We start from the raw sequence: 13,226 nt of genomic DNA, 5'->3' as shown, positions 1-13,226 counted from the left end.
CCGACGAGCGCTTCCGGTCAGCCGGCAGCTCCCCTCACGACCCCGCCACCCCGCGTGTTCGTCCCTCTGACCAGCGGGCGACCCCGAGCCCGCAGGCACGAGCCGATGCGAACTCCCGGAGATGCACTCAACATGTGCGTGAACACAACGACGGGCCGGCGAGAGTCTCGCCGGCCCGTCGTCAGATCAGGTCACTGTACAGCGACGAAGATCTTGTCTGCCACCATGCCAGGGCGAACGGCGATGACGCCGTCGACGGGGGTCGGCACCTGAATGGTGTGGTTACCCGTGACACTCGCACCGGTGTACAGCGGCGAGAGAGTGTCGATCTCCTCGGGGCCAACCACGACCTTGTCGAGGCCATCCACGGTGTTGCCACCGCCCGTGACGTACTCCACACCAACGAAAGCAGGCAGTGCGCCGTCGGCATCGTCGCCGAGATACTGCACGGTGTAGTTGATGATGATGTACTCGGTACTCCAGCGCCCATTTGAGCTCACCATCAACGAGTGGGTCCTCGGCCTCGCCCATCCGCAGGCGAAGCGCGCAACTGAGCCCTGCCGACCGCGCGGGCCGATGCGGAGAGGGTCCACGCTCGGTGGGCCGCTGGAACGACGACGGGAGGTGCCCGACGTGCGTCGGGCCCCTCCCGTTATGTGCCGCGGCGGCGGACTCTCAGAGAATCGGCCGCCGCGTCACGCTCAGCTCATCGAGCTTCGGCGTCGTGCCACCAGGACCAGCGCCCCCAGGACCAGAGCCAACAGGCCCGAGAGGATGCCACCGGTCGGAAGCGCTGCACCCGTGGAGGGCAGCGGCGCCGCTGTGCTGGCGGATCCCGTCGGAACTGGCGTCACCGTCGAGATCGCGGTCTCGGTCGGCGTCGGCTCCGGCGTCACCGTCTCGGTCGGCTCCGGCGTAACCGTCGGGGTCGGCTCCGGCGTCTCCGTCGGGGTCGGCTCCGGCGTGACCGTCTCGGTCGGCGTCGGCTCCGGCGTGACCGTCTCCGTCGGGGTCGGCTCCGGTGTCGTGGTCGGGGTCGGCTCCGGCGTGACCGTCTCGGTCGGCGTCGGCTCAGGCGTGACCGTCTCCGTGGGCGTCGGCTCCGGCGTCGTGGTCGGGGTCGGCTCCGGCGTGACCGTCTCGGTCGGCGTCGGCTCAGGCGTCGACGTCTCGGTCGGCGTCGGCGTCGGCGTCGGCGTCGGCGTCGCCGTCTCCGTGTCCGTCGGCGTCGGAGTCGGGGACGGCGTGACCGTCACGAACTCGTTCGTCACCGTGAAGGTGATGTCCTCATCCGCCGACACGATCGCCGCACCCACCTGGTCATCACCGCTGTTCGGCGTGATGGTGGTGGCAGTGGCACCGCCGTTGTCGGTTTCACGCAGCTCGCAGGACGCTCCCACGGGGAGGTTCTCGTAGCGGGCGGTCAGCGCGTCCGGGTACGTGAGCGTGCGCTCGGCGCCCTGCGGAATCACGATCTCGGCATCCTCGACCGTGCAGACGAGCTCGAAGGTGAACGCAGTCTCCTCCAGCTCGGCGGCACCGTCACCGATGACCTCCTTGGTGAGGTTCAGCGCGCCCAGCTCGAACGTGTTCACCACGCGCAGCGCGGTCGGCTCGCCGCCCACCACCGTGAACGTGCCGTCCGACTCGCCGCCGTCCACCGTGAGGATCTGCGACTGCGTCGCACCCCCGGTGGCCGTCTCGGTCAGCACACAGTCAGCACCAACCGGCAGTCCGGTGTAGTCGGCGACCAGCGCATCGGGAGCGGACAGCGTGCGCACGGCACCGCCCGGGATCTCGACATTCGCGCCCGCCAGCGTGCAGGCCAGGGTCACGTCGAACGTGCCCGTGCCCCACAGTTCGGCACCGTCACCAACGATCTCCTTGGTCACGTGCAGGCCACCGGCCTCGTACGTGTTCACCGCGGTGAAGCGCACCGGCTCGGCGATCGAACCCGCCGCCGTGACGCCCTCCGGCGTCACCTGCGACGACGTCGCGTTGGCGTTGTCGGTCTCTGTCACCGAGCACTCGGCACCGGCGGGGAGCGTGTCGATCACCGCGATGTCTGCGCGGGTGATCTTGACCTCACCGCTGTAAACCGGCCGGTCGTTCCACGTGCACTCGACGGCGAAAGTGAACAGCGTGTCCGCGGGGACCGCGTCGGCGGCCTCACCATCGACGACCTTCGCGATCTCGATCGCGGCCAGCTCGAAGGTGTTCGTGACGTCAACCGACAGCACCGGCGCGTCGTCCACCGAGGGGGCGGCGAGCACGACGTGCTGCGCGGCACCGTCGACGGCTTCACCCGTCGGAGGTCCCACCACCGGGTTCACGGCGACCTTCGTGGCAGCTCCGCGGGAGTCCGTCTCGGTGATGTCGCACTCGGTGCCCACCGGCAGGCCGGTGAGGATCCACTCCTCGCCCGCCGCCAGCGTGGTGCTCATGGGCGATTCGGTGAACCCGTCCGCCAGCACCGTCTCGCCGAGGAACGTGCACACCGCGGTGAAGGGGAAGGTGCCGTAGTCGATGGCGTTGCCCTCGGCATCGGTTGCCCCCTGAACCGTCTTCGTGACGCGCAGCGCACTGAACTGGTAGTCGTTCGTGAGCTGCAGCGCGTCCACGACCTCGTCGCGACCCACCGTCACCGGCGATCCCGGCGTGGAGGTGGTCTCGCCGTTGACTCCCGGCGCCTCCGACACGGAGCACGATGCACCGTACGGGAACTGGTAGTCGCCCAGCGGATCCGGGTCTCCCACGGTCACCGTGAACGGGATCGGATCGAGCTCCACCGTGATGCCGTCACCGGACACCGTGCAGCTGACCAGCACGTCGAACGTGTCGGGAGCGAAATCGGCCGCGGGTCCCGTCACCGTCTTCTGGACAGCGAGGGGTCCGGTGGCCAGAGCCACACCCACCTTTCGAGCCTCCGACGCGAGGACGTCGTGGTGGCTGCCGTCGAGCGCGATGGTGCGCGCACCGGTGGCGATGGAGTTCCAGGCCACGGTGTCGCGTCCCGCGTTCGGGGCGGATGCCGGGGTGCGGGTCTTCAGCGTGTAGCCGAGCACCTCACCGGGCAGGAAGTGGTTCTCCGAGAAGTGATAGACCGTCTTGATGGCCTTCACGTCCTCCACCGGCACGTCGGACGTCAGCGGGAGCCAGTCGCCCTCGGCACACGGTGCGTTCGGGTTGGTGACCGGCTGCAGGTCGTCCGTGCAGATGTCGGCGGACGAGGAGTAGAAGTACTCCTGCGTCTCCGGCACCCGGTATCCGGGCTCCGTCACGGCGGCGATGCTGTCGGCCACATACACGGGCTGCCACTGCGAGCCGCGCTGCTGTCCGGTGAGCAGAACGCCCACGTCACCCGGGGTGGGCAGGCGATCGATGGTGATCACCTGGTCCATCGGCTGGGTTCCGGTGTTCTGGATCCACTCGAACCACGTCTCGGTGGTCAGCGGCTTCGTGACGGGCACGCAGTTGTAGGCGAAGTAATCCTCGCCCGCGAGCGTGCGGGTAGCGCGGCACTCGTCCGACAGCGCCGGGTTCGCCACGTTGGTGACGCCCAGACCGTCGTCGCTCTTCACGGTCTTCTGTCCGCGGAGGGCGCCGGTGTCGATCACGGTGACGGTGCCCGTGGTGTCGCACGTGGGCACGTCGATGTCGTCGGGGTGACGCTCACGGTTGCACAGCGCGAAGTCCTCCGCAGCCGAGACCGACATCCCGTTCTCGACGACCTGACCAGCGGCCACCCCCGGACGGAACATCATGTTGATGGTGACGGTGTACTTCTCGCCCGGCATCAAGACGGTTCCGGTCGGGAAGGCGAAGCTGATCGAGGTCACCTCGCCGTCCGCGTTGGTGTTTTCCGTGACGGTGATGAGCGCGGGGTCGATCGGCATGCGCGTGTTGGGCGCGGCCGGATCGGTGGGACCCGCGACGTACTGGTACGAGTACCGGTCGATGTGGGTCGACGGGTCGTCGTCGGCCTCACGCTGCGCGTCGAAGATCAGCCAGGGGTGACCGTCCGCGTCCACGGGGATGGTGTCGACGATAACGGGGTCGAGGATCGATGCCTCCATGCCGGCCGTGTTCGGCGCGGTGTTCTCCATCGTCAGCTGGAACGGGATGATCTCGCCCGGTGCCTTGGTCTCGAGGTTCGGCGTCTTCGTGACGGCGATCTCGGTCTCTCCGGCCTTGTACTCCATGTGGGCGTCCGCGCTCTTCGTCGCGGTCAGCGGGTCGCCGTCCGTGCCGATGGGCGCGGAGGTGACGGTGCTCACCACGGTGTTGCTGAACACACCTGGCTCGGCCTCACCCGGAGCGGCGACGCCGTCCTTGTTGGTGGGCACCGGGACGGTGCCGTCGCTGGAGGCCAGGTACGCGCGACGCTGCATCTGCAGCGGAATCTGCTGGATCGGGTTGGCCGGGTTCTCCCACTGCGCGCCGTCGGCACGCGTGAAGGTGAAGCGCAGACCCTGGACGTCGGCAGCCGAGACTCCGGCGGGCAGCGCGGGCGATGCCGCGGCGGTTCCGGTCTCCCAGTGCGCGCCGTTCAGCGTGACGGATGAGCCGTCTGCCGCGGCCTCGAACGTGCCGCCGACGAGCGCGTCCACCTGGACGCGGTCGATCGGGGAGGCCAGCGAGAATCCGGAGGCGAAGTCCACGAAGTGGTACGCGTTCCAGAAGGTGGCGGCGTCATCAGTCACGACCATCTGCACGGGGCGAGCGGATCCCGCCGGCTGTGCGCGCAGGGTCATCGTGATGGCGTCCCACGGCTCGTCGGCGTAGCCCTCCTCGTCGGGGAGGATGGTCGCCCACTCCAGGCCCGGATTGAAGGACTTCTCCGTGACGACGTCGATGTTCTGCTCGACGATGGTGATGTTGGCGCTGTCGTCGGTGTCGACCAAGTGCACGCCGTTCTCACCGCCGGCATCCTCCACCACGGCCTCGGCCTGGTTGTCCACTGGCGAGCTCGCGAGCGTGACCGGATCGCCGCTGGTGCGCAGGGTCGGGCGCAGCTGGAGGTCGAAGACGATCTTCGTCGACGCACCCGCGTTGATGCGGCCCTCGTAGCGGACCTCGATGCCCACCACGTCGAGCAGCTCGTCGCGGGTCATCGCGGTGGCCTCGGCCGGGGTCTTCGACAGCGTGCTGCCGTCGGCGAGCGTGAGGACCACACGGGTCTTGCTGGCGTCCGCGCCGCCGATGCCGGGCACCGAGACGATCTTCTTGAGGTTGAACGCCTCGAACGGGCTCGGTCCACCCGCCTTCGCATCGGTGACGGTGAGCTTGTCGACCTTGGCGGCCGTCTCGTTCGTCGCCGTCAGCGTGACCCGACCACTCGGGTAGTTCTCCGCTGCGGTTCCCGCCTCCGGCAGACCCAGCGGGCCGCCGGTCCACTCCTTGTTCAGACCCACGAGCAGCGGGCGATCGAGGATGGAGATGATGTCCGAGTCGTCCGTGCGCAGCGTGTCATCATCGCGCTGAGCGATGCCGCTGGCGACGTTGTTCACGTCGCCGGCGACGGTCTGGTTGTAGATCTCACTCTGCAGCACCGGCGCGCTGTTGCTGCGGCGCGTGTCGCGGATGACCCACTCCAGATCGACGTTGCGCGCCTCGAACGAGCGCGCCACGCCGCTGCCCGCGGCGGGAGCCAGCGGGTCGGTCGAGGCGTTGCGAGCGTCGGAGTTCTCCGCGTAGAGCAGGCGGACAGCCGTGGTGGACTGCTGCTCGGCGGCGGTCAGCGCGATGCGCGGCATCGAACCCGTGTAGGGAAGGCCGGTCGCGTTGGTGGCCCGCACCCACGCGGTGCCGTTCCACAGCTGCACGTCTGTGATGTAGTCCCACTTCAGGTTGGGGTCCATCGCGGGCGTGATGGCGTTGACCGCGACGAGGTTGAACGCCTCGTACACGGTGTCCTGCACCGCGTCGGACGGGCCGTCGTTCACTCCCGAGCCGGTCCGCGTGTCGGCGAGACGGAACTCACGCACGCCGCCGAGTCCGTTCGTGGACCAGGACAGACGCGACACCGCGTGCTCGCCGGAACGTGCCGACACGAGCGCGGGGCTCGGGGACGTCCAGGTCTTGTCGAGGAAGTCGTACTCGCCCGGGGTGGGCGCCAGCACCTCGATCTCGGGGCACGGGTCGACTGTCGCAGCACCGGCCTCGGCACCGGGGGCCGTCGCCGTGGCCGCCGAGCAGTTCTGCACGGTGAAGTCAGCGCCGACCGGCTTCGCGGGCACCGACTCCTTCAGCTCCGTGGTGACGTTCGGCTTCACCGTGGAGCCCGGGGCGAAACCCGCACCGGTGTGGGTGAACTCGAACTGCAGACCGCCGATACGGTCGCGCAGCGTCTCGTCGATCGACTCGGTGAAGGTGGTGGGACCGACGACGTCGGTGACGAGGTCCTTCCACTCCTGGTCGATCGTGTCGAAGTAGCGCACGGTCAGCGTGGAGCTGGCCGGAACATCCGTCTTCGTGATCTGCGTGGGACGGAACTTCTCCCACCAGTCCGAAGCCGCGGGGACACCGGCAGCGGTGAGCTGCGGGTCGTTCACCGTGATGGTCTTCGCCTTGGTGGTGGACGTGTTCAGCAGCGTGGTGGGCAGCTGAAGCGTGGCCTGCTCTCCCTCGTAACCCCAGATGGTGCCGGGGGCAATGGACTTGCGCGTCTCCAGGTCGAGACGGAAGACATCGGTCGTGATCGAGTCGGTCGCGGTCTCGGTAGCGGTCAGATCGCCGTCCGTCGCGGTGGCCGAGACCACGTTGTCGATGACGGTGTCCTTCGCGAGGCCCTCCACGGCGCGCACGCCGAAGGTGATGGGGCTCTCGGCACCGGGGACGATCGCTCCGCTGTCGGAGAGGAACGCGACACGGAAGTTCTCCAGCGCGCCGAAATCGGCGGGCAGCGCGGGGAAGTCGCCGCCGTCGGTCAGTGCGGTCTCAATCGTCTGGGACGTTCCGGACGTGTCGGTGTAGGTGAAGGTCAGGGTGCCTTCCGTGGCGCCGGAGGGGAACTGCACCTTCGAGGTGAAGCCGGTGAACTCCAGGCGAGCGTCGAAGACGCCCGAGGCGGGCTCCTGCAGCGTGAGGCTGTCGACGGCGAGCGGATTCGAGTTCTTGATGCCCACGGTGACGGTGGTCTCACCGCCGGGCAGGATGACGTCATCGGCGAACGACTTGCTCGGCTCGACGACCAGGTCCTCGTTGAGGATGGTGTACTCGGCATCGGCCGGCGGGGACACCTCGGTGTCGTCGCCCGCGGTGACCGTGGCGCTGACGGTGTTGGTGAGCACGGTGGTGGCGTCCAGTTCGGCCACGTTGTCACGCTGGGTGAGGGTCAGCTCCAGCCCACCCTCGGCGTTCGCGGCGATGCGCGCGCCGTTCGCGCCCGTGAAAGTCACGCGGATTCCGAGCGCGGAGCTCGGCGGAGCGTTGGCGGCACCCGGCTTTGTGACGACGTCGTCGTTCCCCCAGGTCGTTCCGTCCCAGTACTGCAGCGTCGCGGTCGTCGCACCGTCGGGCCACGTGATGGCGGCGACCTCGGTGATCTCCAGGTACGTGAACGGATTCACGCCACCGGCATCCGGCGCGGCCGGGTCGGTAAGGGTGAGGGAGTCCACGCCACCGTTGGAGGTGTTCTTGCCCGAGATAGTCAGTGTGGTCTGGTTGCCCGGCTTGCCATGGTCGATGTTCGGCTCGAAGGCCTTCTCCGCCTCGGCGCCGAGTGTGGTCGGAATCTCCGGCGTGATGTCCGCGGTGTCCTTCTTGGGGTCCGCGTTGTCTGCCGCGATGGTGGCCTCGTTCGTGACCAGCACGCCGTCGAGGTCGGCCGACGCGTCCAGCGGCAGACGCACCGTGATCTTCGTCTCCGCTGTCGCGCCGTCCTCCAGGCCGAACGACCCGTCATCCAGCGCACGCTTGAAGTCGACGACGACGTTCTGGCCCTGAATCGTGGTGGTGCTGCCCTGCACCGGCGTCGTCGTGGCGGAGACCACTTCGAATCCGGCGGCGATCGGGTCGGTCATCTGGGCGTTCACGCATCCCGATGCATCGCTCAGCACGGAGCACTGCATGCGGATGGTGTAGGTGAACGTCTCACCAGGTCTGACGGTCGTCTGGTTGACGGATTTGTCGATTGTCAGGCTCGAGGTGACAGCGGCGTACGCCGCAGACGGCGCGACCAGAACGCCGAGAGCCAACAGGAGCGAAGAGAGCACGGCGATCGGACCGCGCGCGCGCTTCAACAGTGGGTGGGGATGCCGCACAGTGAGATTCCCATCTTGAGTTGGTCGAGGCCGGGGTGCCGTCAGACCACAGAGGTTCTTCCATCCTGTCCCAACTGTGGGACCGGTGCCAAACCGCTGGGGTCAAAAGTTGGGGTCACGAACAAAAGCCCCACTCGCATCCACCGGACGGTGGATGAACCCGCGCTGATCGGGCAGGATGACTTCGTGAGCTACGTCCGCCCGCCCGTCACGGCCCCGGTGTTTCATGATGCCGAGGGTCGGGTCATCGAATACGGGCGCCGCTGGGTGGGATCGCCCCCGGAAGACGCCTACTCGGTCGACGCGGATCTCGAGCGGTTCGCCCCACTCCACGTCATCGCCGATGCCCTGATCACCCACCTCCGTGATACCTACGACGTCGAGATCGATGAGGGCATGGACGTGCTGACGGATCTCTTCCGTCAGCCCTCGCACGGTGTGGTGCGTGTCGTGCGGATCCGGCCGAACAGGCCATCCTGCGCGACGCTGAGTCTGGCGCTCACCGACTATCCCGGCGTCTTCCTGCACGCCGGTGCGATCCGCGAAGCCCAGTACCCGGTCTGCGGCTGCAATGCCTGCGACTCGAACTGGCCGGATGAGGCGGAGAACCTCGAGCGGGAGGTGTTCGCGGTGGTCAACGGAACCTTCCGCGAGACCCTCATCGACACGCCCGCGCCCGTGATCGACTTCGCGTCCGTCTATCCCGATGGTTCGATCTCCGGGCAGGCCTTCGGAGAGGAGATCCCAGTGGAGCGGTGGCAAGCCGCCCTGGAGCTCCTCCGCGATCGGCCCGACGGCTGGGCGCCCTGGCCTCGACGCCCCTGACGCGATCACGCCTCGCGCGGTGCCGGGGCCCGCTCCCCCGGCACCGCCTCGTTCCTACCTCACGCCAGCGGTCTTGCCACGGAAGAAGACTCCGACCGCGAGCGCGCCGAGCAGGGCGATCGCGCCCGCCGCGAGGAACGCGGCCGAGTACCCGCCAGTGAGGGCCACGGGGTCGCCCAGCTCCCCCGCGCCGAACCCGGCGGCGATGACCGAGACCAGGGCGAGGCCCAGCGCGGAGCCGACCTGGTAGCTGGTGTTCACGATGCCGGATGCCAGGCCGCCGTCCTGCGGCGGGGCCGCGGAGATCGCGATCTGGAGCGATGGGATGAACGCCAGCGCTTGGCCGAAGGCCACCACCAGGGACGGGCCGAACGCATCCACCCAGTAGTTGCCGTCGGGACGGATGAACGCCATCCACCCGAGCCCCGCGGCCAGGATGATCAGGCCGAGCACGATCGGGACCTTCGGACCCAAGGCGGACATGATGCGCGGCGCGAGCAGAATCATGCCGATCATGATCAGCACGGTCATGGGCAGGAGCGCCGCGCCTGCGGGGAACGCCGAGAAGCCGAGCACCTGCTGGAGGTAGAGGTTCAGGAAGAACCACATCGGGATCCACGCCGCCCCCAGCATCACCTGCGCGAGGTTGGCTGCACCGAGGTTGGTCGAGCGGAAGATGGACAGGCGCATGAGCGGCTCGCGGCGCACGCGCTGGACCAGCACGAAGATCACCAGCAGCACGATGCCGGCACCGATGGCGATCCACGTCTCGGCCGATCCCCAGCCCGCCACCTCGGCGCGCACGATGCCGTAGACGAGGGCGGCAAGGCCGAGGGTCACCGTGAGCGCACCCACCACGTCGACGGATCCGCGCGCACCCAGCTTGCCGCCGGGGAGGGCCTTCCACATGACGGCGAGCACGAGGATCGCGATCGGCACGTTGATGAAGAACACCCATGGCCACGACGCGAACTCGGTGATCACACCACCGAGGAACACACCCGCCGTGCCTCCAGCCGGGGCTGCGGCGCCGTAGAAGGCCATCGCCTTCGTGAGCTCCTTCGGGTTCGAGCCGAACAGCATCATCAGCAACGTCAGCGCTGCGGGCGCGATGAGCGCCGAGCCCATCCCCTGCAGCACGCGCCCGAGGAGTTCGACGGTAACGTCGCCGGCGAATCCGGCCACAAGAGAGCCGACGCCGAGGATCACCCAGCCGACGGCGAACATCCGGCGCGGGCCATACAGATCCGACAACCGCCCGCCCAGGAGCAGCAGACCGCCCAGTGCGATCACGTAGGCGTTGAAGACCCAGGACAGCGTGTGCGGCGTGAAACCGAGATCGGCCTGCATCCGCGGCAGCGCGACGCCGATGATGGACGAGTCCATGATCACCATGAACTGGGCGAGCGCGATGAGGGTCAGCCCCCACCACCGCGCAGTACTTGTTGAGGTTGACGTGGTCACCGGTGCTCCATTCGATCGTGGTAATGTTCGCTTCATTCAATACCCTAGGGGGGTATGGTATTCCCGTGCAAGCCGACCCGATGCAGCACCAACGCGAAAGACCCCCGACCGAACGATGTCGATCAGGGGTCTTTCGGGTCGTGCCTACGCGGCGACCGCGTAACGTTCGGGGTCGGCGTCGAAGCGCGGGGCGCATCCGGCGCAGCAGAAGTAGTACCGAGCTCCCTCATAGTCGCGGAACAGGCCGGCGGCTTCCGCCTGAGCCGGGACGACGCTCCCGCCCATCACGGGACATACGACGCGTTCGCCGGATGCGGCCAGCAGATCGGTACGCCCGTCTGCGGAGACGGAGGTCTGTGCGGGCATGCTGCAGCAGGAGGCTACGGGGGTGTCGGACATGAGTGTTCCTTTCAGAGAGCGCGGCTGCGGAACGAGCGCAGACGCAGGCTGTTGCCGACGACGAACACGCTGGAGAACGCCATGGCGGCACCGGCGAGCATCGGGTTGAGCAGGCCGAGGGCGGCGAGCGGGATGGCCGCGACGTTGTACGCGAACGCCCAGAACAGGTTGCCCTTGATGGTTCCGAGCGTGCGGCGCGACAACCGGATCGCGTCGGCGGCGCTGCGCAGGTCACCGCGCACCAGAGTGATGTCCGAGGCCTCGATGGCCACGTCCGTCCCGGTGCCCATCGCGAGGCCGAGGTCCGCTTGCGCGAGTGCTGCGGCGTCGTTGACGCCGTCGCCCACCATGGCCACGACCTTGCCCTCACCCTGCAGTCGGGTGATGACGTCCACCTTGTCCTGCGGGAGCACTTCGGCGATCACCTCGGTGATGCCGACCTCGCCGGCGATCTGCGCGGCGACGGCCGCGTTGTCACCGGTGAGCAGGATGGGCGTCAACCCCAGCTCGCGGAACTGCGCGATGGCTGCGGCGCTGGTGGGCTTGAGGGTGTCGGCGATCACGAGGACGCCTCGCGCCTCGCCGTCCCACCCCACGGCGATCGCCGTTTTTCCCTGACGCTCCACGGCCGCCTTCGCGGCCGCGAGGTCCGCCGACAGATACTGAGCCCAGTCGGCCAGCAGGGACTCCCGGCCCACGATCACCGCATGACCGTCGACGATGCCCTGCACGCCGCTGCCCTCGAGGTTCTGGAATCCTTCGACCACCGGCAGCGCACCGATTTCCTGGGTGGCCGCCTTTGCGACCGCCTGGGCGATCGGGTGCTCCGACGCGTCCTCCAGCGCACCGGCCAGACGCAGCAGCTCCGCGCGGTCGACGCCCTCCTCCAGGAGCACGTCGGTGAGCGTCATCTTGCCGCTCGTCACTGTGCCGGTCTTGTCGAGCACGATGGTGTCGACCTTCCGGGTGGATTCGAGCACTTCGGGGCCCTTGATGAGGATGCCCAACTGCGCGCCGCGTCCGGTGCCCACCAGCAGCGCCGTCGGGGTGGCGAGTCCGAGCGCGCAGGGGCAGGCGATGATCAGCACGGCCACCGCGGCCGTGAACGCCGCCGAGGCGGGGAAGCCGGCACCGAGCCAGGCGGCCAGCGTGCCCACGGCGATCGCGATGACGATCGGCACGAAGATGCCCGACACCCGATCGGCGAGGCGCTGAACCTCGGCTTTCCCGGACTGCGCGTCCTCCACCAGTCGCGCCATCTGCGAGAGCTGCGTGTCGGACCCGACCCGCGTGGCGCGCACGACGAGTCGGCCGCCCGCGTTCACGGTCGCCCCGGTGACCTGGTCACCCTCGGCCACCTCGACCGGCACGGATTCGCCGGTGAGCATGGACGCATCGACGGCTGAGGTGCCCGACACGATCACGCCGTCGGTCGCGATCTTCTCTCCGGGGCGAACGACGAACTCGTCACCGACAGCGAGATCGACCGTGGGAATGCGGGTCTCGACTCCGCCGCGGATGACGGCCACGTCTTTGGCCCCGAGTTCCAGCAGCGCCCGCAGCGCCGCTCCCGCCCGCCGCTTGGAACGCTTCTCGAAGTAGCGACCCGCCAGGATGAACATCGTGACGCCGGCACCCACCTCGAGGTAGATGTTCGCGGCTCCGTCGCTCGGCGCGACGGTCAGTTCGAACGCGTGGGTCATTCCGGGCGCTCCGGCAGTGCCGAAGAACAGCGCATAGAGCGACCAGAGCAGCGCCGACAGCGTGCCCATCGAGATCAGGGTGTCCATCGTCGCGGCGCCGTGGCGCAGGTTCGTCCACGCCGCCTTGTGGAACGGCCACGCCGCCCACACGATGACGGGGCCCGCGAGCGCGAGCGACAGCCACTGCCAGTACGTGAACTGCAGCGCGGGGATCATCGCCATCGCGATCACGGGGACCGTGAGAACCACGGAGCCGATCAGTCGATGACGCAGCGAGGTGAGCTCCGTGTCGGGAGCTTCCTCGGCGGGCTCATCGCGACGTGGTTGGGACGGCAGCACCGCGGTGTAGCCGGTCTTCTCCACCTCGGCGATGAGCAGCGCGGGGTCGTATCCTGCCGGCGCCGTGACCTTCGCCTTCTCCGTCGCGTAGTTCACCGTGGCGCTGACGCCCTCAAGCTTGTTCAGCTTCTTCTCGATGCGCATCGCGCACGATGCGCAGGTCATGCCGCCGATCTCCAGCTCGACGCTGGATCCGGCCTGCTGCAGATCCGTCATGACTCCTTCTCCTCGC

Annotated in this window: 6 protein-coding genes; 1 reads left to right on the top strand and 5 read right to left on the bottom strand. The window is 68.3% G+C overall.

What is annotated here, in order from left to right; all coding sequences use genetic code 11:
• Positions 1 to 191: 191 nt before the first annotated feature.
• Together ABTV68_RS02000 and ABTV68_RS01995 are read right to left on the bottom strand one after the other, a co-directional pair.
• Positions 192 to 503: a hypothetical protein gene (locus tag ABTV68_RS02000; RefSeq protein ID WP_433675949.1), complete on the bottom strand. Its 312-nt coding sequence runs from the start codon at positions 501 to 503 to the stop codon at positions 192 to 194.
• A gap of 198 nt (positions 504 to 701) precedes the next feature.
• Complete coding sequence (locus ABTV68_RS01995; RefSeq protein WP_433675948.1) at positions 702 to 8,216, bottom strand: DUF5979 domain-containing protein; 7,515 nt, start codon at positions 8,214 to 8,216, stop codon at positions 702 to 704.
• A 198-nt stretch (positions 8,217 to 8,414) separates the two neighbouring features.
• Between ABTV68_RS01995 and ABTV68_RS01990 the strand changes: the two genes are divergently transcribed.
• Positions 8,415 to 9,089: a DUF6226 family protein gene (locus ABTV68_RS01990; protein ID WP_433675947.1), complete on the top strand. Its 675-nt coding sequence runs from the start codon at positions 8,415 to 8,417 to the stop codon at positions 9,087 to 9,089.
• 54 nt (positions 9,090 to 9,143) lie between these two features.
• Here ABTV68_RS01990 and ABTV68_RS01985 read toward each other — a convergent pair whose 3' ends face one another.
• The 3 genes from ABTV68_RS01985 to ABTV68_RS01975 form a co-directional block, all read right to left on the bottom strand.
• The gene (locus ABTV68_RS01985; protein WP_433675946.1) at positions 9,144 to 10,553 is read right to left on the bottom strand and encodes an MFS transporter; all 1,410 of its coding nucleotides are present in this window, start codon (positions 10,551 to 10,553) and stop codon (positions 9,144 to 9,146) included.
• A 144-nt stretch (positions 10,554 to 10,697) separates the two neighbouring features.
• Positions 10,698 to 10,952, bottom strand: coding sequence for a YHS domain-containing protein (locus tag ABTV68_RS01980; protein WP_433675945.1), 255 nt, complete (start codon positions 10,950 to 10,952; stop codon positions 10,698 to 10,700).
• Between the two features lie 11 nt (positions 10,953 to 10,963).
• Entirely contained in the window at positions 10,964 to 13,210 is a 2,247-nt protein-coding gene (locus tag ABTV68_RS01975) for a heavy metal translocating P-type ATPase (protein WP_433675944.1), read from the bottom strand.
• Positions 13,211 to 13,226: the final 16 nt, after the last annotated feature.

The organism is Microbacterium gorillae (assembly GCF_050990725.1).
Lineage (GTDB): Bacteria > Actinomycetota > Actinomycetes > Actinomycetales > Microbacteriaceae > Microbacterium > Microbacterium gorillae_A.
This window is presented reverse-complemented; position numbering and strand designations above follow the sequence as displayed.

Coding starts and splice junctions, on each gene's coding strand:
- ABTV68_RS02000 (WP_433675949.1), bottom strand. CDS start 503: ATGGTGAGCTCAAATGGGCGCTGGAGTACCGAGTACATCATCATCAAC.
- ABTV68_RS01980 (WP_433675945.1), bottom strand. CDS start 10,952: ATGTCCGACACCCCCGTAGCCTCCTGCTGCAGCATGCCCGCACAGACC.
- ABTV68_RS01975 (WP_433675944.1), bottom strand. CDS start 13,210: ATGACGGATCTGCAGCAGGCCGGATCCAGCGTCGAGCTGGAGATCGGC.